Here is a 25,030-nt window from a genome sequence, read left to right as displayed (position 1 = left end):
TGAGTTCCAGAACGCATGATCCGCAAAGCCTGATGCGGCTTCCGGGAATAATGGAGGACCAAAGTGCTTTTTCCCCTCGAATCGGCAATAAGAGCCGATGCCAAGACCGTCGCAGAGTCTGGCGACTACGATATCGTGATCGTCGGCAGCGGAATTTCCGGAGCAATCATTGCCAAGCAGGCTGCGGAAGCGGGCAAACGTGTCCTTATCCTTGAAGCCGGAACCGGTTCCAATGTCACTCTGGCAGGCTATGACAATCTGCTGACGACTTTTTATTCGGCAGCCTCCAAGGACAACCAGTCGCCCTTTCCGCTAAATGCGAACGCGGCCATACCCCGCAGCCCGCAGCTTCGCAAGCTGCAGGCGGGGGAAACCGATAGCTCGAACTATATCGTTCAATCCGGCCCTTATGTCAGTGATACGGTATATACCCGTATTTTCGGCGGAACGACCATGCACTGGGAGGCGAAAACGCCCCGCCTGCTTCGCTCCGACTTCAAGACGCGCACGCTCTTCGGCCAGGGGCTGGACTGGCCGCTGAGCTTTGAGGAAGTCGAGGAGGATTACCGCCTGGCCGAGCGGGAAATCGGCGTATCGGCGAATGTCGAGGATCAGCAATATCTCGGGCAGACCTTCCCGGACGACTATGTCTTTCCTATGCGCGGCCTGCCGCTCTCCTATCTGGATCAGCAGGTCAATAAAGGCATCGAGGGCACCAGTGTCGAACTTTACGACAAGACCTATCCTCTGAAGGTCAGGCCCTATCCGCAGGGGCGCAATGGCATACCCAACCCGGCCTATGACGGTGGGAAGGGCTACCGTCCAATCGGCGCCGTCGATACGCATCAGGTCGAAGAGGGCGGTCGCTGCCAGGGCAACACCAACTGCGTACCGCTCTGTCCCGTGCAAGCGCGCTACCACTCTGGCAAAACGCTTGCCAAGGCGTTCGCGGTAAATGGGAAAGGCGGCGAGCGGCTTGTCGAACTGCTGCCGCAGGCGGTCGCATCGAAGGTCAACATCGATCCGGATAGCGGGAAAGTCCGCTCTCTCGAGGTTAAGATTTACAAGGACCCGGCCTCACCGGCCCACGAGACCATCACCGTGAAGGGCAAGATTTTCGTGCTTGCGGCAGGCGCCATCGAAACGGCGCGTCTTATGCTGGCCTCCGGCCTGCGCAGCACCAGCGGTCTTGTCGGACGCAATCTGATGGACCACGCCTATCTGCTGAACTGGGCGCTGATGCCTGAGATCTGCGGCACGATGCGCGGAACCAGTTCGACGGGCGGTATCGTCGACCTGCGGGACGGCCCTTTCCGGGAAAAGCAGGCCGCCTTCGCCATCGATATCCATAACGACGGCTGGGGTTGGGCCACAGGTGCGCCGACCTCCGACCTTCTGGAACTGGTGGATGATCGCAACCTCTACGGCGCGGATCTTCGGCGCGGCATGGTCGACCAGGTTTCGCGGCAGTTGCTGCTGGCGTTCATGATCGAGGTGATGCCCGTCGAAAGCAACCGCATCACGGTGGATCCGCAATATACCGATGCTCTGGGCAACATGCGGCCCATCCTTTCCTTCACGGTTCCGGAATATACCATGAAGGGTGCCGCCTATGGCCGCCAGTTTGCGCGCACCGTCTTTACGCGCCTGGGCGCGCAGGACCATACCCATTACGACCGCAGCGACTACGGCTATGTGGCCTATGAGGGACAAGGCTATGCGATCCGCGGCGGCAATCATCTGGCCGGCACCCATATCATGGGAACGACGAGGACCAATTCCGTCGTGGACAAGAACCAGCGCAGCTGGGACCACGAAAATCTCTATCTCGTGGGCGGCGGCAGCATGCCGACGATCGGCACGGCCAATGTCACCTTGACGCTGGCTGCCATGTGCTTCCGAAGCGGTCGCAACATTCTGAAGTCTCTGCATTGAACGAAGGCCGGCATCCATTGCGGGAACGAACCGATGGGTTCGATGCAAGCGACACGAAGCCGGCCGGTGCACCCAATTTATCTTTCATGGAGCATGAGCATGGATTCCTCTAGTATCAAGACGCTCGATGAGCTGAAAGAGTTTCTCTACCGGGCGATGCAGCTCGAGCATGCGACGATTCCGCCGTATCTGACGGCGCTTTACTCGATCAAGCCCGGCGTCAACCAGGATGCAACCCAGGTTCTGCGCGTGATCGTCGTGGAAGAAATGCTGCATCTGACGATCGCGGCCAATATTCTCAATGCCATCGGCGGCAAGCCGGATCTTGTCAGGCCGGACTTCGTAGCCAGCTATCCCGCTGCCCTGCCGGACGGTGAGACCGATTTCAAGGTCGGCATCCAGGCTTTCGGCCGTGAGGCGCTAGCGACCTTCCTGAAAATCGAGCGGCCGGCCCAGCGTCCTGAACATCTCGTCGGCAAGGGTCTGATATACCGCAAAACCCCGCCTGACATCACCGCGCTTGCCAGCCATCCGAGGCATGAGGACTTCCATTTCTACAGTATCGGCGAGTTCTACTCGGCCATCGCGGAAGGCATCAAATACCTGGAAGCCGAAGCGCATGAGGCGGGCACAACCATCTTTACCGGCGACAGGTCGCGCCAGATCACCTCGGAATATTATTACTCCGGCGGCGGCGAGCTGTTTCCGGTGACCGATCTGAAAAGTGCCTTGGAAGCCATCGACCTCATCATCGAACAGGGCGAGGGCGACGGTGGCGGTATCTACGACGATGACGACCACGAACTGGCCCATTACTATCGTTTCGAGGAACTGGTCAAAGGCCGCTACTACCAGAAGGGCGACCAGCCCGGCCAACCCACAGGTCCGCACCTGCAGGTCGATTGGGAGGGCGCCTATCCCATAAAAGAGAACCTGAAAGTGGGGGACATACTCGAAGGTTCGGAACTGCGTGAGGCGGCGATCGCCTTCAACACGCGCTATGGCGAATTTCTCCAGCTTTTGACGCGTGCCTATAACGGCCAGCCCAGCCTGCTGCTGGAAGCCGTTCCGATGATGTTCGAATTCCGCAACATGATCCTCGAACTCATCCGCAATCCCCTGCCGAAGCATCCCGGTAAGAACGGCAGCCCCACCTATGAGATCCCCGGCGGTATCAAACAGCCAGCCGTCACCCGGCAGGCGGAGGTGAACGCATGACCAGCCGTTTCGAGCCCTTTCTGGGTCTTTCCGTCGAATTGACGGCCTTCTCCTACTTCGATCTTCTAGGAACCGGCCTGGCAGAACGCTATCTCGCCACGCTCGATACGGTGGTCGGCAGCGAGATCACCGACGCGCTGCTGGCCGCTTTCACGGCCTTGCCACCGCCGGAAAGCGAGGTCCGTATCCACGCCGTGCGCACGACCATCCTCGGCAATGAATTGCTCGGAGACGTGGCCCGCGGGCTGATCAAGCTCTGGTATTCCGGCACCTGGTTCGAGCTGCCCTCCGCCTGGACGGAGCGCTTTGGCCCCAGGCCTGCGAATACCACCTTCGTCGTTTCTCCCGATGCCTATATCGAGGGTCTGCTCTGGAAGGCAATCGGAGCTCACCCTGCGGGCGCCAAGGGGCAGGGTTTCGGCTCCTGGGCCTTTCCACCGAAAATTCCGGCTCCGGCCCCCGTTCCAAAACCTGACCTGACGCCACTTCCGCTTGTCTTCAAAGAACTGGATCAACGCCATGACGAAATATCTGCATCGACTGACGCCCGCTAAGGTCTGGCTCGGCGTCATCCCCACGCTCTGGTGGAATGACGATTTCATCAACATCGACATCGGCATCCCCTACGAGCAGGCTCTGAGTGAAATGGCGCTCGCCGGCTATGTCGGGTGCGGCGTCGGCCATAAATATCCGACGGATCCGAAAATCTTGCGCCCCGTCCTCGAACTCAGGGGATTGCGGATTTCCGAGCCTTGGGTGAGCACTTACTTCACCATCAAGGCGATGAATCGTCACACGCTTGAAAGCGTCGATGCTCAGCTCGACTTCCTCGAAGCCATGGAAGGCGGCAGCGACGATCCGCGCAGGGCCGATCTCGTCGTCGCCGAGTTTGGCGGAGCGGTCAATCCGCTTCCGGTCGCCCTGTTTCCCAATTGCCCCGAATTCTCCGAGGACCAGTGGAAACAGCTGATCGAAGGCCTTCACGCAGCGGGAGAGAAAGCCAGGGCCCGTAACCGCCGGCTCTGCTATCACCCGCATCTCGGAACAGGGGTGATGAAGACGGAAGCGATCCACCGGCTCATGGACGAGACGGATCCTCGCCTGGTCAACATGCTTCTCGACACCGCACACCAGGCGGCTGCCGGTGTCGATCCGCTGGCGCTGGCCAGAAAATACGCCCACCGCATCAAGCATGTTCACCTGAAAGACATTCGCGCCGAGGTGGTTACGAGGATTCACCACAGGGAATTGTCCTTCCAACAAGGGATCGAGGCGGGGATCTTCACCGTGCCGGGTGACGGCTCGATAGAGACCTTTCCGGAAATTCTCGATGCGTTGGCCGAGGCGGATTTCGCCGGGTGGATCTGCGTCGAGGCAGAGCAGGACCCGGCCAAGGCCAATCCGCTGCAATACGCGAAAATGGGCCGCGAATACCTGCGCAAGCTGCTTGGATGGTAGCCCGGCGCGGACCGTTTGTTTCACCTCGCAATGTGAGGGAGGCGGGACGGATCTCGCCTCATCGCAATGCCGGGCGAGACGTCATCCTGAACCACGCATTCCTGGATAGCCACAGCTGGAGCGATGAAGATGGAAGAGGCACGCAGGCGAGATATATATTTCAGCTTCTTTATGTTTACAGCCGATTTGAGGCCGAATGACGCGGGCTACACCCAGGTTCTCGTCAGACATCTGAAAGCTCTTACCGAGATCGGCTACACCGGCTTCGATGTGCATATCGCCCCAGGACCGGCCCATATCGGTCATCATGCTGAGATCGAAAGCTATATCAGCCTCAAAAGGGCGTTCGATCAGGCCGGCTTCCGGGACGTGAAATTCACAACCAATGTGGGGACCACGCGAACCTTCGATCCGACCTCGCCCTACGAAGAACAGCGCAAGCAGGCTTTGTCCTATCTCAAATCCCGCGTCGACATTACCTCGGTGCTGGGCGGAGAGAATACGATCATGTCGGGGCCGTTCCTGTACCCCTATGGTATCTTTCCGCTGACGGATGACGGTGAAGGGATCTGGAGCGACGCGCTTCAGGATTGGATGAAGCCACGATATGCGGCGGCAGCCTCCATCTTCCGGGAATTGGCGCAATATTCTGCCGAGAAGAGGGTGAAGCTCGCCATCGAACCCGTCAAGAATTGGGAAACGCCCGGGGCGACCATGGTCTCGGAAGTGCTGGATTTTCTCGAAAGCGCCGACATCCCGGTCTGTGGCGTCACGATCGATACGGCTCAGGTCGTGATGGAAAGCCAGGGGCCGGCGATCTTCAGGAAAAATGTCGCCCGGGCAGCACAGCAGAGCCGGCTGAATTACGTTCATATCTCAGCGCCGGACCGGGGCGCTGTCAGAGACAGCTGGATTCCCTGGGAGATCATGCTGGACGAAATCGAGCCGGTCTATTCCGGCCCTTATCTCGTCGAAGTGTTTAACGCGATTCCCCCCTTCGAGAGCGCGATGCGAATGACGCGCAGACGCTTCTGGCGGCCCGGCGAGGACGCGCCGGAGGCGGGCGTCGACAGCGCCTACGACGTTGCGCGCGCCGCCCTGAGGACATTGGAGGAAAAGATCGCGTCCCACGGCCGTCGATCTCATCCGTGATGGCGCTCCGCCGCGCACGTGTTGGAAACAGCCCGGGAATGCTGCGGAACCACATCTCCGCCATCCCCGGGTGAACGTCAAACCTCAGAAAACGACCTTCAAACAGGGAGATACCGATGGTGACGCAATTGCCGGAGCCCATTAAAATCGTCAGGCGAGCAGGCGATGTTCGTATTCACACGTTCATTTCGGCTTTCACGGATGACAATATCGCCAATGCAACGCACATCATCGAAAGCAGGAACAAGCTTGTTCTTGTCGATGGGCAATTCCTCGTTCCCTATGCGCTGCAATTCAGGGCGTATGCCGACAGTATCGGCAAGGAGATCGACCGGATTTACCTGTCGCACAGGCACCCCGACCATTGGTTCGGCCTGGGAGCCGCATTCAGCGACATTCCGATTCATGCACTGTCGGAAACGAAGGAGTTCCTGAGGCAGCATGGCCAGGATTCCCTGAATGACCATTGGAAATTGGGCAACCTCGCTCCGAAGACCTTGGTCATTCCCGAAAAAACCGTTCGCGCCGGCCACGAGATCATCGACGGAGTCAAATACGTATTTGATGAAGTCGTTGATACGGAGATCGATTTTCTCCTCACCATAGGTCTTCCTGATGTCGGCGTTTTTATCGCGCAAGACCTGATTTACAGCGGAACCCACCTCTATCTGACGAAATACATGGAGCATTGGATTGGGATTTTGCAGGGCATGCTGCTGTCCGACTATGAGCTGTTTCTTCCCGGTCACGGCTTTCCGGCGGACAAAAACGAGGTTGCCAAAAATATAGAGTATTTGTCCGTCGCCATGGAGGCCGCCGGCAACGGACTCACCAATGATGCTTTCAAGCGCTTCCTGCTGGAAAGATTTCCCGAACGAAAATGCCCCGGAATATTCGACATATACATACCGCGCTTATTCGATAACGCGAGCGAATTCTAATATGCGTCAATTCTCGTCAACAGGGGAGCCGCTGGAACATGGGCGATACATACACGGTTGGACAATATCTGGTCGACAGACTTCGCGAACTGGGCCTGGGACACCTTTTTTCCGTGGCGGGCGATTATTCGATCGAATGGGTGAACAGCTATGTCGAGAAAAGCGATATTCAGGTCATCGAAGAGGTGAATGAACTGAATGCCGGTTATGCGGCCGACGGTTATGCGAGACTGAAAGGAATTGGCGCGCTGTGCGTCACCTATTCCGCAGGCTCGCTTTGCGCGACAAATGCGATCGCCGGATCTTACGTCGAGAAAGTGCCGGTCGTTCTGATCAACGGTGCGCCAAGCATCCAGAAAACGCTGAGATTCGAACAAACCGGCTATAGTTCGCATCACTTCATCAGCGGACGGGAAACGGATCGTCAGGTGTTCGAATATATCACGGCCGCTACTGTTCGCATCGACAGTCCTCATCTTGCGCCAATGCTGATAGATTATGCGCTGACACAGTGCATCACGGAAAGACGTCCTGTTTATATCGAGTTGCTCGAGGATATGGTCGACCTGGAATGCACGCGCCCATCGACTGCATTAAAAGCGTCCCCTGACATATCCGACGAGGACAGTCTCAATCAGTCGATCGCGCAAATCAGCGAAAGATTGCAAAATGCCACCAAACCGCTGATCTGGATCGGGGTCGAAATCGACCGGTTCGGCCTTCACGAACAGGCGGAGCGGCTTATCCGGGACCTCAAAATTCCCTACGTGACCGAACTTTTGAGCAAGGCCATCCTGTCGGAAGACGATGTCCAATTTGCCGGCGTGTTCGATGGGAAATCGTCGTCACCTTATGTCCAGTCTCTGGTCAAAGACTCCGACTTCGTATTGGCGCTGGGCGTCTGGTTGACTGATATCAACGATTTGGGCTGGCCCATCGATCTCGACAAAACCGCATTCGCCTCCTGGGATGCGGTGAAATACGGCACGATCTTCAACTCACAGGTTTCGCTGGCGGATCTCGTCAACGGCTTGATCGACAAAAGGCTGACATGCAAAGCCCAAAGCCTTCCGGCGAAAACGGCCCGACAAGCGCCGATTGTGAATCCGGCGGGCGAAATAACCTATCAGGGCTTCTACGATTTCATTCAGCAGCAGATCGACGGAAATACCATCGTTGGTGCCGACGCCAGTTTGAATTATTTCGGGAGCCTGCTTCTTGAAGTGGGGGCTCGCCGCGGTTTCATCGTCCAATCATCCTATTCGGCGATCGGTTATATCGGCCCGGCCGCGACCGGGGTTTCGCTGGCGAAGCAAGCTAAACAGAGGCTGCTGGTCTTTGCCGGAGATGGCGGGTTTCAGATGACCGCTCAATGCCTCTCGACACAAACCCGCTTCAATCTCAACCCGATCATCTTCGTGATGGACAACGGCATCTACGGCGTGGAGCAATGGCTTGCCGATGCATCGGTTTTCCATGATAACAAGCCGTTCTACAATTCCTGCATCCTGCACCGATGGAATTACAGCAAGTTGGCAGAGGTCTTTGGCTGCCGGGGCTGGAAAGTGGACACCTATGGCGAACTGCAGGACGCCATAAACGCCGCAAAAGAAAACCTGAACAGTCCGTCCATCATCCAGGTCGTCGTGCCTCAGCGGTCAATTCCCAATAATGCGAACTGGAAAGCAAGCTAGAGCGGCTCCGCTTTTAAGCAAAGTGCAGAACCACTCGTTATCGACTGGCCCCAACAATGTCGGCCCGCTGGCAATCGAATGTCTCCTGCTCCAATCGCGCCGACAGGTCGGCAAACGACTGCGGTCGTCCGAACGCATAACCCTGGAGGGTGTGGACGCCGAGCGCGGCAAGCACGTTGGCATGCTCGAGCGTTTCCACGCCTTCGGCGATCACTTCCATATCCAGCGCCCGCGCTATGTCGACCAATGAGCCGACCAGCCGACGGCTGGGCACCGATTGCAGGATCGGCGTCACCAGCTGGCGATCGATCTTGACCCGATCCGGCCGCAGCTCGAGCAAACCCAGCAAGGAAGCATGCCCGGACCCGAGATCGTCGATTTCGATGTCGATACCGAAAGACTTGATCGCCTCGATGTTCTGCCGCACCTGATCACTCAGGCTGTCCAGGAATATCGTCTCTATCAGTTCGAAGCTCAATCGGCCGGACGGGATGTCATAGCCGTCGAGCTTCGCCGCCAGCTCGGGATCGTCGAGACGATCGGCAGACAGATTGACGGACACGCGGATGCCTTCGAGCAGCGCGGATGATTTCATGTCCGACAGGACAGCCTTCAGAACGACGTCGTCAAGCTCTGCAACCAGTCCATTAGACGAGGCGATGGACAGGAAATGCGCCGGGGCGAGAATTCCTCGAGTGGGATGATGCCACCGCGCCAGCGCTTCGACACCATTCACGCGGCAAGATTTGGCATCGACCTGCACCTGGTAGAATGGACGGATCTGGCCGAGCGCCAGCCCGGACCGCAGATCCTGGGCCAGCTGCCTTTCGTTCGCCAGCGTCGACGCCATTTCGTCGGAAAAAATCTCGGCCCGATTCCGGCCGTTGCGTTTGGCATGGTACAGCGCCAGATCGGATTGGGAGAGCAGCTTGGCGAAATCGGCGCTCATGGCGCTGGCAACGCCAATCGAGCACTGCACGATGAGCGTCTGATCGCCGACAGGAAGTGGGCTTTCCAGACGTCTCTGAATATGATCGAGCACAGCGATCGTCTTGTCGCACTCGTCCTCGGTGATGACGACAGCGAATTCGTCGCCGCCGAGCCGTGCCGCGACGTCACCGGCTGAAATGGCCTCCAGCAGAATTTTACTGACGTGACAGAGAACGAGGTCGCCGACCGCATGCCCGAAGCGGTCGTTGATCTCCTTGAAATGGTCCACGTCGATATGAAGAAGCGCAACCTTGACGCTCTCCTGCCCGGCAAGTTCGGACAGGGCGAAATCGAAGCTGCGCCGGTTCAACAGACCGGTGAGGTGATCGTGATCGGCCGCGAACCGCGCCTCCGCCCGGCTCCTCTCCAGCTCCTTGTTGAGAAGTACGTCGTCCGTCACATCCCATTCGGCGCCCACAAAGCATGGGTCGCCGGCGGCATCGACGAAATAACGAGCACGCGAACGCAGATAGCGGGTCGCTCCATCCGGCCGAATGATGCGAAACTCGGACGCATAATCCGATTTGCTTTCGATCGCGCGCAGAAATATCTCGTTTGTCGGCACCAGGTCGTCGGGGTGGATACTGTCGAGCCAGATGACATCGAGCGGCGCTTTCGGAACGCCATAGATCAATTTGAGCTGTTCATCCCATCGCGTCTGGTTTTTGGGGATGTTGTGCTGCCAAATCCCAATCCCGGAGGCTTCAAGGGCCAGTCCAAGCTGGCGAAGCAGGTTCTCAAGCTCGACATTTGTCCTGGATCGTTTGTTGCTCAAGGCGATCTCGCTGTTTCGTTCGCCCGAATGTCGCATCGAACATTTTAAAGAGTGCTAATCGAGAGCAACCCGCCGGCGTGATCCGACCGCTGCAGATCCCAAATTCGCCGAATGCCGGGCAATGTCCGGCGTCGGACCAGGGCAGGCTGCGGTCAAAGAGCTTCCTCCGGAACCTCTTTGTCCACAGCAGCACAGCCTGAAGCTGCGGCCCCGTTATTCTCATCAGGGAGTCTTCCCTTCAAACTGACAAGACTGACCACGGCGGCAAGTTTACCTTCGCATCGCGGGCCGCAGAGCGACCACTTGCGACGGCATGCGGCTTTCCAACGAGCGAGTATTGGACTGGGCATTCACTGGACCTCTGTCACCATCCAACTGGAACTGATTGACCAGTTCGCGCAGGCGGCTTGCTTCTGAGGCTAGTGAAGAGGCGGCGGCCGTGGACTGCTCGACCATCGCCGCATTCTGCTGAGTTGCCTGATCCATGTGATTGATGGCGGTGTTGATTTCGGAAAGCCCGGTCGCCTGCTCGCGCGCCGAGGTGGCGATCGCCTCCATGGCTCGGTTAATCTCGGCAACGCGTTCGCCGATCGATTTCAGTGACGTCCCGGTTTCGAGAACAAGTTTGACCCCGTGCTCGACTTCGGTCGATGACTTCTGAATGAGACCTTTGATTTCCTTGGCCGCCTGCGCGGCACGCTGGGCGAGCTCGCGGACTTCCTGTGCGACGACCGCAAAACCCTTTCCTGCCTCACCTGCGCGCGCCGCCTCGACGCCGGCGTTGAGCGCCAGCAGGTTCGTCTGGAAAGCAATTTCGTCGATGACGCCAATGATGTTGGAAATCTGCTGCGAACTGTCCTCGATGCGTCGCATAGCCTGCTCTGCCTCCGACACAATGCTTGCCGAGCGCTGGGCGCTGACATTCGCTTCCACGGAGATGTTGCGCGCCTCCTCGGTGCGTTTCGTCGCCATCGCGACATTCGAGGTAATCTCGTCCAGCGCGGCTGCTGTCTCCTCGAGCGAAGCGGCCTGTTGTTCCGTGCGCTTCGACAGGTCCTGGGCCCCGGATGCTATTTCACCGGTGCCGTTGTCTATGCTGTGCACCGTCTGAAGTACCGCGCCGATCGTCGTGCCCAATTGCCGCAGCGAAGTATTGAAATCGTCGCGCAATGCTTCGTATTCAGCGGCAAATCGTTCCGAGAGTTGGAAGGATATATCGCCCGCGGCAAGGCGCCGGAGACCTTCGCCCAAGGTCGTGGTCGCAAAGCGCAACTGCTCGGCTTCGCGTTCGGCACGCTGCTGGGCTGCGGCGCGCGCCACCTCGCTCTCGCTGCGGGATTCGGCAGCCTCCTTCTCGAGCCTGACAACGTTGAGAGCATTCTGACGAAACACTTCAACTGCGCCGGCCATTTCGCCGATTTCGTCGGCACGGCCGGCATAAGGAATATCGCTGTCGAGATCGCCAGCCGACAACCGCTTCATGGCGGACGCCGTATCGCGGATCGGATTGGCAATGCCGGAAATCGCAAAGACGATACCCGCGATGGCCACAAGCAAGGCCAGCGAGGCGATCGCAGCGGTCAGCATGAAAGCGGACTTCGCGGAAGCATCACTTGCCGCCACGAAGCCTTCGGTCTGGCTAAGAATGAATGCCACCAGATCCGCTACCCCGTTGTTCACCAGCTCGGCCTGCGGCTCCATCTTCTCCTTGAAAAGCCGGACTGCCTCAGCTGTCTTGCCGCTGTCTTCGAGCGTGATCATTTGCTCCGCCAACGCGCGATATTTGTCGAGTTCGGGCTTTATCTGATTGATCAGCTGGCGCCCGCGCTCTGTGCGCACGCCCTTCTCGTATTCGCCGACAACCGTCTCCAGCCCAGCGGCGGCCGCGGCGATCGCCTGCTTTTCGGTTTGGTCGTTCCCCGCGGCGTCTTCGAGCAAATACCGGGCGTGGGCAAGTTTCAGATCGAGAAAGTTGGCTTTGATTTCACGCGCTGTCACCAGCCGATGCACCCAGAAGGTACCGACCTGCTCAGCATTTGCGCGAAGCGAGGAAATGGTGTCCAGCGAGACGTAGGACAGACCAAGTATGAACATGCTGATGATGGATAGCTTTAGGATGAGTGCTTGCTTGATGCTCGGGCGTTTCATGCGGGTCTCCTCTTGGGACGGTCGCTGCCGGTTAAGGCAAAATCTCCCATCGGATTCGACAATTTAGTGTTAACTAAACCAAGAGATTCGTTCGGGTTTCGAAATCTCCGGTGACGGCAATTACTTCCGCGATCAATCTCAAGCCAGCTCCACTAAAAGTTACTGGAAAATAACAAGAATTACGACTTTTCCGGGCGCGAAAATCAGCGCAATGGGACGCCTTCAGGCTCCCACTGCGTCGCGATTCGTCAGATTGAGAGCATTGGAACGCAACCGCCCCGTTTGATGCCTTCGGCCGATAAAAGTGAGCGTGCAGCCTCCCATGGGGTCGAACCACCTAATTAGGTGTGGCCAAGTTATGTGCACTGCACAAATATGGCGCTTCGCACGTGCGCTCCGCATTCGCACTCGCACAAATCATGACCATATTCTACAAGTGCCCAATAAATCATCATCTCCCAAATTTCCGATTTTCTTGTTTTGCTGCCTGCAGTTACTCGCCTTCCTTAGAATTGGCACGCTGGTTGCAAGTCCCCAAACGCCCAGTCAACGGCGACTGAGCAGAGAGGCGCGGCATAGGCGCCGACTTCGACACCGACGTCGCAAGGTTTCTGCTGTGCGGGATCTCCCATTCCGAACGCAGATGCCGGCGGCGTTTTTTTGCGTCCGAACTCAGCAAGCAGAGGGGAACCTGCAGATGAAAAAGATTTCGACGACTGGCATTTCGACAACCGGCATCACCCGCCGCAGCATGCTCAAGACGACTGCGGCAGCCGCCCTGATCGGCGCCGTCAAGACTGCCTTTCCCTCCGGCGCCTTTGCAGCCGGGACGGGTCCTGAAGTGAAGGGCGTCAAGCTCGGCTTTATTGCCCTGACAGACTCCGCGCCGTTGATCATCGCCAAGGAAAAAGGCCTTTTCGACAAGCATGGCCTGCCGGAAACCGATGTCGCCAAGCAGGCCTCCTGGGGCGCGACGCGCGACAATCTGGTGCTCGGCGGCGCAGCCAACGGCATCGATGGTGCCCACATCCTCTCGCCGCTTCCCTACCTCATGCAGACAGGCAAGGTGACGCAGAACAACAAGCCGGTGCCGATGGCGATCCTTGCCCGGCTCAATCTCGACAGCCAGGGCATCTCGGTCGCCAAGGAATATGCCGAAACCGGCGTGCAGCTCGATGCTTCCAAACTGAAAGCCGCCTTCGAGAGAAAGAAGGCGGAGGGCAAGGAGGTCAAGGCCGCCATGACCTTCCCGGGCGGCACCCACGACCTCTGGATCCGCTACTGGCTCGCCGCCGGCGGTATCGATCCGAACAAGGACGTTTCGACCATCGTCGTGCCGCCGCCGCAGATGGTCGCCAACATGAAGGTCGGCAATATGGACGTCTTCTGTGTCGGCGAGCCGTGGAACGAGCAGCTCGTCAACCAGGGCATCGGCTTCACCGCGGCGACCACCGGCGAGCTCTGGAAGGGGCATCCCGAAAAGGCGCTTGGGATGCGCGCCGACTGGATCGAAAAGAACCCGAATGCCGCCAAGGCCCTGCTGATGGCCGTCATGGAGGCGCAGCAATGGTGCGAAAGCATGGATAACAAGGCCGAGATGGCCGAGATCCTCGGCAAGCGCCAATGGTTCAACGTTCCGACCAAGGACGTGCTCGGCCGCCTCAGGGGCGACATCAACTACGGCAACGGCCGCGAGGCCAAGGCCACCGACCTCTATATGAAATTCTGGAAGGACGGCGCCTCCTACCCGTTCAAGAGCCACGACACCTGGTTCATGACGGAAAATGTCCGCTGGGGAAATCTGCCCGGTACAACCGACATCAAGGCGCTGGTCAACCAGGTGAACCGCGAGGACATCTGGCGCGAGGCCGCCAAGGATCTGGGTGTCGCCGCAGCCGACATTCCCGCTTCCTCGTCGCGCGGCAAGGAGACCTTCTTCGACGGCAAGGTCTTCGATCCTGAAAATCCCTCCGCCTATCTCGACAGCCTGTCGATCAAGGCCGTCTCCTGATCCCGCCTCCGGCGCGCGCGGCGCGCCGGCCTTCCATTCCCGTGAGGAGCGCGCTGATGTCCGCCCTGGCAAATAAAGAAACTCCCTCGATCGTGGCCTCCGCCAAGCCGGCGGCGAAGGTTCTGTCATTCTCCGGCAAGCAAGGCTCGCGGATCGATCTTCGCCGTGCGGCGCTGACCGCACTCCAAAATGTCGTTCCACCGGCCGTCGTGCTGGCGCTCGTCCTCCTCCTCTGGCAGGCGCTCTGTTCATCGGCGGACGCTTCTCTGCCTTCGCCGCACCAGGTCTGGCAGGATAGCTACGATCTCATCGCCTACCCGTTCTTCAACTACGGCTCCCAGGATATCGGGCTCGGCTGGCGGGTGCTGGTCTCGCTGCAGCGCGTCGCTTACGGCTTCGGCCTTGCCGCCGTCGCCGGCATCATTATCGGAGCGATCATCGGCCAGTCGGTCTGGGCGATGCGCGGCCTCGATCCGATCTTCCAGGTGCTGCGCACGGTGCCGCCGCTCGCCTGGCTGCCGCTGTCGCTGGCTGCCTTCCAGGATTCCAATCCTTCGGCGATCTTCGTCATCTTCATCACCTCGATCTGGCCTGTGATCATCAATACTGCCGTCGGCGTCCGCAATATTCCGCAGGATTATCGCAACGTCGCCGAGGTGCTGCGGCTCAACCAGCTCGAATTTTTCTGGAAGATCATGCTGCCGTCGGCAGCCCCTTACATCTTCACCGGCCTCAGGATCGGCGTCGGCCTGTCCTGGCTCGCCATCGTCGCGGCCGAAATGCTGACCGGCGGCGTCGGCATCGGCTTCTTCATCTGGGACGCATGGAACTCCTCGCGCCTTCCCGACATCATCGTCGCGCTCGCCTATATCGGCATCGTCGGTTTCGTTCTCGACAAGCTGGTGGCCGCGCTCGGCAAACTCGTCACCCGCGGCGCCATGGCCAATTGAGGACCATCCTGATGAACGCCTATCTCAAGCTCGATCATATCGACAAGCATTTCGATCGCGGCGGCGTGCGCGCCGAAGTCCTGAAGGATATCAACCTGACGATATCCGAGGGCGAATTCGTCTCGATCATCGGCCATTCCGGCTGCGGCAAGTCCACATTGCTCAATCTCATCGCCGGCCTGACCCCGGTGTCTTCAGGCGCCGTGCTCCTGGAAAATCGCGAGGTCAACGAACCGGGTCCGGAACGCGCCGTCGTCTTTCAGAACCATTCGCTTCTGCCCTGGCTGACGGTCTATGAGAATGTGAACCTCGCCGTCTCCAAGGTTTTCGGCCGAACGAAGACCAAGGCCGAGCGGGACGACTGGGTCATGGCCAATCTCGACCTCGTGCAGATGGCGCATGCCAGGGACAAGCGGCCCGCGGAAATATCGGGCGGCATGAAGCAGCGCGTCGGCATTGCCCGCGCGCTTGCCATGGAGCCGAAGATCCTGCTGCTCGATGAGCCCTTCGGCGCGCTCGACGCGCTGACGCGCGCCCATCTTCAGGATGCGGTGATGGAAATCCACGCCCGGCTCGGCAACACGATGGTGATGATTACCCATGATGTCGATGAAGCGGTGCTGCTCTCCGACCGCATCGTGATGATGACCAACGGCCCGGCGGCCCGCATCGGCGAAGTGCTCGATGTGACCATGCCGCGCCCCCGCAACCGCATCGAACTCGCCTCCGACAGGACATATCTCAAATGCCGCGAAGCCGTGCTGAAGTTCCTCTACGAACGCCACCGCTTCATCGAAGCCGCGGAATAGACCCGCGGCGATTGCGGACATAACCCGCTGCCCGATTGCCAATCGGGCAGCGGTACGCATACTGGCCGCATGCAGCAATCAGACAACCAGCCGGCCGCCATCGATGTCGTGCTCTGGCAATATCCGAAGAACGGGAGCGATGGGGAGCGCTGGCTGCGGGCGCTTTCACCGAATGAGCGGGAGCGCGCCGCGACCTATCGCTTCGAACGCGACCGGACCTCGTTCATTGCCGGCCGCTATCTGCTGCGGCAACTGCTGAGTGCGCATACCGAAACGCAGCCTGACAAGATCGTATTGCTGGCGGATGCGTACGGCAAGCTGACGGTCGAGGGCCGCGACAGGCTGCAGTTCAACCTTTCCAATGCCGACGGGCTGGTGGCGGTCGCGATCACTTCAGAATGCGAGCGCCTCGGGACCGACTGCGAACGCGCCGATGCCGAAATCGAAGCGGCGGCGCTGGAGAGCTATTGCAGTCTGGACGAACGGCGCTGGCTCGATCAAATGCCTGCGGGCGAACGGCCGCGTGCGGCCGTTGCCCTTTGGACGGTCAAGGAGAGCCATCTCAAGGCGCTCGGGGTGGGCTTGCGCCGGGATCCCCGCAGCGTCGCCTTTTCCTGGCAGGACGGCATCCCGGTCCTGGTTCAGAGCGGGGAACCCGAGCGGCAATGGCATCACCGTCTGCTCGAAAGCGGCAGCCAGCACGTCGTCGCGCTGGCCGTCCGCTGCCGATCCGTCGCGCCCGGCATTCGTGTCCTGACGTTTCAGGACGAGAGCATGCCGTCCCCATAGCCGGCCCGGAGCTGATGCGGCATGGCGGAAGCGGCCTCCGTCGCCCAGACCAGTTGCGCATTGTCGGGCTCGGCATCGAAATGCTGCCGGCCAAGAAGCGTGTTGACGATGGCGGCGCTGCGCCAGGCCATGAGGCTGAGCTGAGAATCGGCGATGCCGTGCGAGTATCGGCCGGCATTCTGGGCAAACAGCCGGTTGGTCCTCGGCCCTGTCCACTGCATCGTGTAGTCGTCGTTCAGGGTGGGATAGCCGTTTCTGTCGAGGCTGATCCTTTCGCTGAGCGAGCCGAGCGCATCCGGCAAACGGAACCTGTAGCCGGTTGCCAGCACCACCGCATCGGCATGCAGCACCTCGATCCCGCCGTCGAAATGGTTGCGGACGATCAGCCGATAGGCATTGCCGTTCCGCTCCATCTGGATCACATCGCGGTTCGGCGACAGGGATGCGTTCAGCGTGCTCTGATCGAGGTAGCGCAGCGCGTAGAGGCGGCGGTAGATCGAGTGGATCGTCGAGATCGACAGGCCGTCGCTGGTCAGGATCGAGTTCTTCAGCGCCGCCTGCTTCTGCTCGCCGCTGAGCTTCAGATAGGCCTGCACATATTCCGGCGAGAAGACCTGGTTCGAAAACGGCGTGTCGTTGATCGGCTCGAAATTGTGGCGCCGGCTGATCCAGGTCAGCTCCTTCATCGAGCTGGCATCCCCAAGCAGCGCTTCGACCACCTCGCCGCCGCTCTGGCCGCCGCCGACCACGACGATGCGGGCGGCGCGAAGATCGTTGAGGCGCGACTTGGCCTCGCTGTTGTGGAAGCAATCTGGCCCAAGGAAGGGTTTCGCCCAATCCGGCACGAAGGGCGAAGACCCCGTGCCGATCACCAGGTTCTTCGCTTCTTCCTGGCCGTTGTCGAAGCGCAGGACGAAATGGTCGTCGCGGTGCTCCACGTCGCGGATGTCAGTTGCGTAGCGCAAGCCGTCGACGCCGTTGGCGACCCAGGCGAGATAGCGCGCGAATTCCTTGCGGGGAACGGCGTCGTAGTTCGCGTTCAGGAAGGCGTAGAGCCTCTTGTGCGCCACCAGATAGGAGACGAAGGACCAGCGGCTCGTCGGCAGAACCGGCGTGACGAGGTCCTTCAGGAAGGATGATTGCAGCTCGACGCCGGGCATCATCATGCCGGGATGCCAGTCGAACGCGCCGCGCCGCTCGAAGAAGCGGCTGCGGACCTCGGGCACGGATTCCAGCAGGCAGGCAAGGCTCAGATTGGAGGGACCGATGCCGATGCCGGCAAGATCGAGCGGCTCGTCGAAGGCATCCCTGCGGGTAAAAGCGACGGTCATGCGTTATCCTTCTCTGTTTCCTTGAGACGCAGGGCAAGCCTTGAATGGAAGGCGGGAGACCCGATCATGTGCAGATGGTTGGTGCCGGTGATGATTTCGGCCGCATGCGCCCGCGGCGACAGGCGGCGCCAATCGATCAGGTTGAGGCCGCGGTTGAGGCTGTCGTCGGCCGCCCAGGGATAGATCGGCACATCGTGGGGAACAAGCCGATGCTTGCGGAAGATCAGGGCATTGTCGATCAGCACCCAGAACGTATGTTCGCGGCTGCTAATATCGGGCCCATCGGTCGGAAGCGGATCCTTCTCGTCGCCGACGAAGCGCAGGAACTGCTCATAGGTATCGGCGTCCATCGTCGACAGCAGCCGGTCCCATTCGGGGCGCATCGCCGTCTTTTGCAGCCATGCCTGCACGTCCCGGTGAAGCGCGTCGCGCTCGCCCGGCCGGAAGCGCGGCGCGGCGCCGATCGCGAATTCCGATCCGAGGTCGCAGACATCGACCATCGCCATCATCCGGACGTCGACCTCGTTGGCAAGCGTGCGGGCAGCCTCGTAAGCCAGAAGCCCGCCCCAGGACCAGCCGAGGAAAGTGCAGGGCGCGCCGCTGCTGTGTTTCCTGATATAATCGACATAGCTCTCGATGATCTCTTCGACCAGCGCGCCGACCTCCTTCTTCTCGGACAGCGAGTGGCAAATGAAGCCGGTCGCCGGCTGGTCGGCGCCGAGATAATCGACGAGCTTCACATATTCGCGGGTGCTGACGAGAAGCCCCGGGAAGCAATAGAGCCGCGGCTTGGCGCCGGAGGCGCGCAGCACGATCACCTCGGAGAGATCGCGCTCCTCCCCCTGCTCCATCACGCCGGCAAAGGCGCGGATGGTCGGGTTGTTGAAGATATCGGCGACAGTCAGCGGAACCTTCGGCCGGCGCTGCCTGAGCTGCGTGAGGATGCGGATCGCGCCCAGCGAATTGCCGCCGATGGCGAAGAAATTATCCTCGACGCTGATCGCTTCCAGCTTGAGAACCTGGCGCCAGACATCCAGCACTTCTTCTTCCAGCGCGGTCGCCGGCTCGACGATGGCGCGTTTGACCGGCTGAGGTGCGGGCAGCGCGAAGCGGTCGAGCTTGCTGTTCGGATTGGTCGGCATCTTCTCGAGTTCGACGACAGCGGCCGGCACCATGTAGGATGGCAGGCTGCGTTCGAGGCCGGCGCGCACCGTCTCGACATCAAGCCTCTCGTCCTTCTTCGGCACGACATAGGCGACCAGCGCCTTTTCGCCGCCGGCATCGTCATCGCGCAGCACGACCAGGGCTTCGCCGACACAGGGCTGCTGGAGCAGCGCTGCCTCGATCTCGCCGAGCTCGATGCGGTATCCGCGCAGCTTGACCTGATGGTCGACGCGGCCGACGAATTCGACGGTGCCGTCCTCGCGCCAACGCGTCAGGTCGCCGGAGCGATAGAGCCGGCCGCCGTTCTTCGAGAACGGGTCGGGAATGAAACGGTCGGCGGTCGTATCTGCTTTGCGGAGATAGCCGCGCGCAATGCCCTCGCCGCCGATATAGAGCTCGCCGGTTACGCCGATCGGGCACAGATTGAGGTCGGGATCGAGCACATAGACGCGCCTGAGCCCGACAGCGCGGCCGAGCGGCGCATAGACGCCCTGGAACTTGGTGCCGGCCCTCACCTTCCAGACCATCGGCGTCATGATCGTTTCCGTGGGACCATAGCCGTTGATGAGCCACTCCGATTTCAGCGCCCGCGACAGAAGATCGAAGGTCGATTGCGCCAACCCTTCGCCGCCGAAGGAATAGAGGCGCATCGGCGGTGCGCCGTCGGTGATATCGGCCCATTCCGCCAGCTGCTGCAGATAGGTTGTGGGAATGCTCGCATTGTTGGCGCCATGCTTGCGCATCGCCGTCAGCGTCTCCTCCGGCGTCCACAGCGGCTGGTCGGGAAGGATGATGCTGCCGCCTTCCATCAACGGGTTCATCCAGCGCTCATGGCCGCCATCCGAACTGAAGGGCAGGAAGGGCAGCTCGCGGGATTCCGAGCTCATGCCATAGACGCGCGAGGTATTCTGCAGATGGTGCGTCAGCGGCCCGTGCTCGACGGCGACACCCTTCGGCAATCCCGTCGAGCCCGAGGTGTACATGACATAGGCGAGCTGGTCCTTGTGCGTGGGAACATAGAGCGGCGTATCCGGCTCGCCGTCGAGATCGAGCTTGTCGAGTTCGAGGACGGTCGCGTCGAGCTCTTCCGGCAGGCGGTGGCGCAGCCAGCTATGGGTGAGCACGATCTTGACGCCGCCATCGCGCAGGATGTGATGGTTGCGCACTGGAGGATGGTCGGGCTCAACCGGAATATAGGCGCCGCCGGCCTTCAGGGTCGCGAGGATGCCGACGATCGCCTCCGGCGAGCGCTTGATGAAGATCGCGACCGTCACTTCGGCGCGAACGCCGAGCTGCCGCAGCCGATGGCCGAGGCGGTTGGTGCTCGCCTCCAGCCAGCCATGGCTCCACTCCTCGTCGCCATAAACGATCGCTGTTTTGTCGGGCGTGCGGCGCGAATGGGCCGAGATCAGCTCATGCACCGGCCTGTCGTCGTTGACGACGTCATCCTCATAGGGCGCCGACAGCCAGTCGAGCTCGTCGCTGCCCATGAGCTCGATATCCTTGATCCTGAGATCCGGCTTCGCGACGATCTGCTCAAGCACCAGGCAAAAATGCCTGGAGACACGCGCGATCAAGGCGCCATCATAGAGATCCCCGACATAGTCGATCAGCCCGTATGCGGCACCATCGGCACGCGCCTCGATCACCAGGGAAAGCTCGCTGTCGGCACGTGCGCCTGACGGCTCCTGGTTCGCCGCCTGCCTCGGGACCGGATAAGGCTCGCGGAATTCGAACAAGGCCTTGACCACGGCCTCCTGGGCGGCGGCCTCGTCGACGACCAGTTCCTGCGTGATGCGCTCCAGCGGCACGAGGCGGGCAAGCCCCTCCTGCGTCATCGACGAGATCGCCGCGACGACATCATCGAGAGAATGCCTGGATGTCAGCGAAAGCACGAGGGGAAGAACCTGTTCGGCGCGGCCGCGGCCGGCGAGATGTTCGCTGCGCGGCCGCGCGACGAGAAGGCCGGTCAGCAGGGCATAGTTGCCGCTGTAGCGTGCCAGCAGAGCGCAGAAGGCGGCATGAAGCACGCGCTCGATCTGAACGCCCTTCCCCCTCGCATGCCGTTCGATTCTGCCCCAGAGATCGGGCTCGATCGAAAACCGATGCTCGGCGCGCGCCACGCCTGCCAGCCCGCCGCTGTTGAAGCGGGTGGGGAAGGTCGTGGCCACATAGTCGAGGCCGATCGCGTCGCGCCAATAGGCAAGTGCTTCGCGCGCCTCATCCGTCTCCAGCCAATCGGCCTCCCGTGTTCCGGCGGCGATTTCCACTGGCTGCATGTCGCCGGCGGGTTCACCATCGAGAATGCGGGCCAGCGAGCCGGCGAGAACGGATTTTTCGCGGTCGTCGCAGATGATCGGATGCAGCACGAGCGTCAGCAGCGATTGCCCGTCGGCAAGCCGGATGATCTGGAAGCGCGCACCGGGGCCTTGCAGGAGATCGAAGCGCTTGTCGCGGAAGGCTTTCCGTGCGGCCAAGGCATCCGGCTCGAAAACGGCCGCGCCGTCCTTGCCGAGAATCTCGATCGGCACCGCGTTCGATGCGCCGCGATATTGCTCGATCCGGCCGCCCGCCAGCCGGCGGAAACGGGAGGCGAGTGAGGGATTCTGCGCCACGAGCGCCCGGCAGGCGCCGGCAATCGTCTCGACGTCGATCGCGGCACTCAACCGCAGCCCGATAACCTGATCGGGAAAGACGGTGTAATTGCCGATCTGCTCCAGCGACCAGATGCGCTTCTGCGCGATCGTCAGCGGAAAACTCTCGAACACGGTATCCATAGCCGCATCGGTCGGGCGGGCATCGGCGAAATTGGTAATCTGCTTGTTCATCTTGCCATCCAGACGTTTTCAGAGACGCGCATCGGCTGACATGGCCAAGCGTAGGGAGAGCGGGCGCGGATCGGCCCAGACGGCGCGGATATGGGCGAGGCATTCCTGGCGCGAACCGGCAAAGCCCGCCGCCTGCCAGCTCACCGGAATCCGCTTGTCCTGCGGCCAGACCGAGTAGTGATGCTCGGTGTCGTGGACGACGATCCAGAGATCGTCGCGGGGCTCAAGATTGTCCATTCGAAGCTCCTGCAGAGATTGACGTCATGCGCAAATGACGGATCCCCCCTGCTGGAGTTTAGAAAATTGCTGAGAATTTTTTTCTTCGTTTACCCCTAAATCCGCCCAGGGATGGATCGTCATTCTACCAAATCAGCGCAGGAGCAGACTTCATGCTCGCAGCATCAAGCCCTGCCGATCAAGGAGAACATCATGGATTTCGACGCCGCCAAACAAAGGCGGGTTCTGCAGGCGCGCAGCTATGTCAGGCTTGCTCCCAATATCGTCCATCTCAACACCGTGCACGGGAATCACGAAGTCGCCCTCGAAGTCGAAGCCGGCATCGCTTCGCTGACCTTCTACGAGGGAAATCCCGTGCAATCGGCAGAGCTTCTCATGGCGGCCGCCGAAGCGGTGACGGCGCAGGATCGTTCGATCAAATCGGTCGCTTTCGAAGGCCATCAGGCAAGTCTTCCAAGACATATTTTAAGCGCAGGAAAGCTCGATTCCGCGATTCTGTGGCAATGGCCGTCGCTGTGGCTGCCGCAGCTAACCTATCCGCTCCCGCCGGTGCAGCAGATGACTGCGGGCAGTTATCATCCGCGCCGGCCGGCAAAGCCGAAGGGCACGGTCTACCAGCGCTTCATCCCCTGGCTGGAGCGGGACATCAGCTTCAGGATGGCCGATCCCGAGACCGATCTTGCGGCCTTTCACCGCTGGATGAACGACGAGCAGGTCAACACGATCTGGGAGGATGCGGGCTCGATCGACAAGCACCGGCAGATCCTGGAGGAGAGGATCGCCGATCCGCATGTGCTGCCGCTGATCGGCAGTTTCGCCGATATCCCCTTCGGCTATTTCGAGGTCTACTGGGCCAAGGAGAACCGGCTCGGTCCGTTCTACGATGCCGACGATTACGATCGCGGCTGGCATGTGGCGATCGGCGAGCCGGATTATCGCGGCAAGAAATGGATCAGCGCCTGGCTTCCCTCGCTGATGCATTTCATCTTCCTCGACGATCCCCGCACGCAGCGCATCGTCGGCGAGCCGCGCGCCAGCCACGAGCAGCAGATCCGCAATCTCGACCGCTCGGGCTTCGCCAAGGTCAAGCATTTCGATTTTCCGCATAAGCGGGCGCTGCTCGTCATGCTGAGCCGCGAGCGCTTCTTCGGCGATCATCTCTGGGTGCCCGCATCATGAACGACATGAGCGAGATCAGCGGCAGCCTGCGGAAGCGGCGGCTCGCACCGGAGGATCTTGCCAGCCCGCAGCTGTTCCGGCTGCTGCTGCGGCTCGGCCTGCCCGCCATGTTCGGCCTGTCGATCAACGCCGCGCATCACACGATCAACATGATCTTCGTCGGCATGATCGGCGAAGATCAGATCGCCGCGATCATGATCGTGCTGCCGGTCCTCATGCTCGTCGCCGCTTTCGGCGAAGGCATCGGCGTCGGTGTCGCGACGGAGGTCGGGCGCGCGCTCGGCGCCGGCAACCGGTCGAGAGCGAGCATCCTTGCCTCGGTCAGCCTTGCCGCCGGCATCGTCTTCGGCGCGGCGAGCGCGGCTGCGATCGTCGCCTTTCCCTCGGTGCTGCTGTTTGGCGCCACATCAGCGATCGAGCCGCTCGCGCAGCATTATCTCCTCATCATCGCGGTCTCGATACCGCTGACGATGGCGCAGATCATTTTCGATTTCCTGGCGATCGCCGAGGGCAATGCCCGCTTCAGCATGTGGACGCTGGTCGCCTGCTTCGCGCTGAACATCATCCTCGACCCGATCATGATCTTCGGCTTCGGTCTCGGCCTGCAGGGCGTGGCCATGGCAACCATCCTCTCGCAGCTCGTGGCGCTCTCGATCTACGGCGCCTATCACGCAAGACGGCTCGGGACGATCCGGCTGACATTCTCCTGGCGGTTCGCCGATATCAGGCATCTCAAGTCGGTGCTTGCTGTGGGCGCCCCGACGACGCTGACGAGCCTTGCGACGGCGGGCGCGATTGCAGCAATGCTGTCGGTCGCCGGCACCTATCACGGTGAGGACGGCATCGCCGGCGTCGGCATCGCCTTGCGGCTGCTTGCGGTCAGTGCATTGCCGGTCATCGGCATTTCGCTCGGGGCGCAGTCCATCCTGAGCTTTGCCTGGGGCCGCGGGGATATATCGCGAGTGCTGGCGGCAGCCCGCATGCTTTCCGTGGTCACGAGCGCGGTCGGCGGCGTCTACGGGCTGGCAGCGATCGTTTTTTCCGAGCGCCTCGCCGCGTTCTTCACCGACGAAGCCGCCGTGCTTACGATCGCCGGCCAGGCGATCGTCGCAACCCATCTTCCCTTCCTGCTGTTCGGCCTCCGGCAAACCGTGCTGATCCTCTTCCAGGCGCAGGGCAAGCCGAAAGCCGCGCTTGCCGTCGGCCTGGCGCAGAACGGGTATCTTCTGTTTCCGCTGCTTGCGCTGCTGCCGCCCTTCTTCGGATTCTCCGGCCTGCTCGCCGCCATGTTCCTGGCCTCGGCGCTCACCGGCCTGCTGTCATGCGTCTGCCTGGCAAGATCGCTCGCCGCGCTCCGGCAGCGCTCGGTTAGCGATCTGACCGCCCTCCGTCCCCATCCCAGCTTTTGCCCATGAGAGGAT

At 60.6% G+C, this 25,030-nt stretch carries 18 protein-coding genes; 13 read left to right on the top strand and 5 right to left on the bottom strand.

Translation table 11 applies throughout. The features are described 5' to 3' along the window. Positions 1-63 precede the first annotated feature (63 nt). From QWJ46_RS23510 to QWJ46_RS23480, 7 genes are all read left to right on the top strand, one after another. Entirely contained in the window at positions 64-1,935 is a 1,872-nt protein-coding gene (locus QWJ46_RS23510; protein WP_302754173.1) for a GMC oxidoreductase, read from the top strand. Between the two features lie 99 nt (positions 1,936-2,034). Then, a complete protein-coding gene (locus QWJ46_RS23505; protein ID WP_302754172.1) occupies positions 2,035-3,153 on the top strand; it encodes a ferritin-like protein in 1,119 nt (372 codons plus the stop codon). After that, positions 3,150-3,707 carry a hypothetical protein gene (locus QWJ46_RS23500; RefSeq protein ID WP_302754171.1) on the top strand — a complete coding sequence of 186 codons (558 nt, stop codon included), beginning with the start codon at positions 3,150-3,152 and terminating at the stop codon, positions 3,705-3,707. The genes QWJ46_RS23505 and QWJ46_RS23500 overlap by 4 nt, the downstream gene beginning before the upstream one ends. After that, positions 3,673-4,611, top strand: a complete 939-nt coding sequence (gene iolE / locus QWJ46_RS23495) for a myo-inosose-2 dehydratase (RefSeq protein ID WP_184459164.1) — start codon at positions 3,673-3,675, stop codon at positions 4,609-4,611. Before QWJ46_RS23500 ends, iolE begins: the two co-directional genes overlap by 35 nt. 123 nt (positions 4,612-4,734) lie before the next feature. Then, on the top strand, positions 4,735-5,763 hold the full coding sequence (locus QWJ46_RS23490; RefSeq protein ID WP_302754170.1) for a sugar phosphate isomerase/epimerase: 1,029 nt from the start codon (positions 4,735-4,737) through the stop codon (positions 5,761-5,763). A 116-nt stretch (positions 5,764-5,879) separates the two neighbouring features. Next, positions 5,880-6,704 carry an MBL fold metallo-hydrolase gene (locus QWJ46_RS23485; RefSeq protein WP_302754169.1) on the top strand — a complete coding sequence of 275 codons (825 nt, stop codon included), beginning with the start codon at positions 5,880-5,882 and terminating at the stop codon, positions 6,702-6,704. A gap of 38 nt (positions 6,705-6,742) precedes the next feature. After that, positions 6,743-8,398, top strand: coding sequence for an alpha-keto acid decarboxylase family protein (locus QWJ46_RS23480; protein ID WP_167862233.1), 1,656 nt, complete (start codon positions 6,743-6,745; stop codon positions 8,396-8,398). A 37-nt stretch (positions 8,399-8,435) separates the two neighbouring features. On the opposite strand, the gene QWJ46_RS23475 is transcribed toward QWJ46_RS23480, so the two are convergent. Continuing rightward, positions 8,436-10,199, bottom strand: a complete 1,764-nt coding sequence (locus QWJ46_RS23475; RefSeq protein WP_302754168.1) for a bifunctional diguanylate cyclase/phosphodiesterase — start codon at positions 10,197-10,199, stop codon at positions 8,436-8,438. Between the two features lie 234 nt (positions 10,200-10,433). Continuing rightward, on the bottom strand, positions 10,434-12,311 hold the full coding sequence (locus QWJ46_RS23470; protein ID WP_302754167.1) for a methyl-accepting chemotaxis protein: 1,878 nt from the start codon (positions 12,309-12,311) through the stop codon (positions 10,434-10,436). Positions 12,312-13,008: 697 nt separating this feature from the next. Here QWJ46_RS23470 and QWJ46_RS23465 point away from each other — a divergent pair. The 4 genes from QWJ46_RS23465 to QWJ46_RS23450 all read left to right on the top strand — a co-directional run bounded on the left by QWJ46_RS23465 (position 13,009) and on the right by QWJ46_RS23450 (position 16,870). Then, entirely contained in the window at positions 13,009-14,322 is a 1,314-nt protein-coding gene (locus tag QWJ46_RS23465; protein ID WP_302754166.1) for a CmpA/NrtA family ABC transporter substrate-binding protein, read from the top strand. A gap of 56 nt (positions 14,323-14,378) precedes the next feature. Beyond that, entirely contained in the window at positions 14,379-15,272 is an 894-nt protein-coding gene (gene ntrB, locus QWJ46_RS23460; protein WP_302754165.1) for a nitrate ABC transporter permease, read from the top strand. An 11-nt stretch (positions 15,273-15,283) separates the two neighbouring features. Then, complete coding sequence (locus QWJ46_RS23455) at positions 15,284-16,081, top strand: ABC transporter ATP-binding protein (protein ID WP_302754164.1); 798 nt, start codon at positions 15,284-15,286, stop codon at positions 16,079-16,081. 69 nt (positions 16,082-16,150) lie between these two features. Beyond that, a complete protein-coding gene (locus tag QWJ46_RS23450; protein ID WP_302754163.1) occupies positions 16,151-16,870 on the top strand; it encodes a 4'-phosphopantetheinyl transferase superfamily protein in 720 nt (239 codons plus the stop codon). Here QWJ46_RS23450 and QWJ46_RS23445 read toward each other — a convergent pair. Genes QWJ46_RS23445 through QWJ46_RS23435 form a run of 3 tightly spaced genes read right to left on the bottom strand, consistent with a single transcriptional unit; the run spans position 16,843 to position 22,430 of the window. After that, positions 16,843-18,201, bottom strand: coding sequence for a lysine N(6)-hydroxylase/L-ornithine N(5)-oxygenase family protein (locus tag QWJ46_RS23445; protein ID WP_302754162.1), 1,359 nt, complete (start codon positions 18,199-18,201; stop codon positions 16,843-16,845). The two genes, QWJ46_RS23450 and QWJ46_RS23445, sit on opposite strands and share 28 nt — an antisense overlap. Then, positions 18,198-22,193: an amino acid adenylation domain-containing protein gene (locus QWJ46_RS23440; protein ID WP_302754161.1), complete on the bottom strand. Its 3,996-nt coding sequence runs from the start codon at positions 22,191-22,193 to the stop codon at positions 18,198-18,200. Before QWJ46_RS23440 ends, QWJ46_RS23445 begins: the two co-directional genes overlap by 4 nt. An 18-nt stretch (positions 22,194-22,211) precedes the next feature. Further along, on the bottom strand, positions 22,212-22,430 hold the full coding sequence (locus QWJ46_RS23435; RefSeq protein ID WP_302754160.1) for an MbtH family NRPS accessory protein: 219 nt from the start codon (positions 22,428-22,430) through the stop codon (positions 22,212-22,214). A 192-nt stretch (positions 22,431-22,622) separates the two neighbouring features. Here QWJ46_RS23435 and QWJ46_RS23430 point away from each other — a divergent pair, with 192 nt between their 5' ends. Both QWJ46_RS23430 and QWJ46_RS23425 read left to right on the top strand, forming a co-directional pair. Beyond that, the gene (locus QWJ46_RS23430; RefSeq protein WP_302754159.1) at positions 22,623-23,609 is read left to right on the top strand and encodes a GNAT family N-acetyltransferase; all 987 of its coding nucleotides are present in this window, start codon (positions 22,623-22,625) and stop codon (positions 23,607-23,609) included. Continuing rightward, positions 23,606-25,024, top strand: a complete 1,419-nt coding sequence (locus tag QWJ46_RS23425; protein WP_302754158.1) for an MATE family efflux transporter — start codon at positions 23,606-23,608, stop codon at positions 25,022-25,024. The genes QWJ46_RS23430 and QWJ46_RS23425 overlap by 4 nt, the downstream gene beginning before the upstream one ends. The last annotated feature ends 6 nt before the right edge of the window (positions 25,025-25,030 follow it).

It is taken from the genome of Rhizobium sp. CBN3 (assembly GCF_030518245.1).
GTDB lineage: Bacteria > Pseudomonadota > Alphaproteobacteria > Rhizobiales > Rhizobiaceae > Rhizobium > Rhizobium aethiopicum_A.
This window is presented reverse-complemented; position numbering and strand designations above follow the sequence as displayed.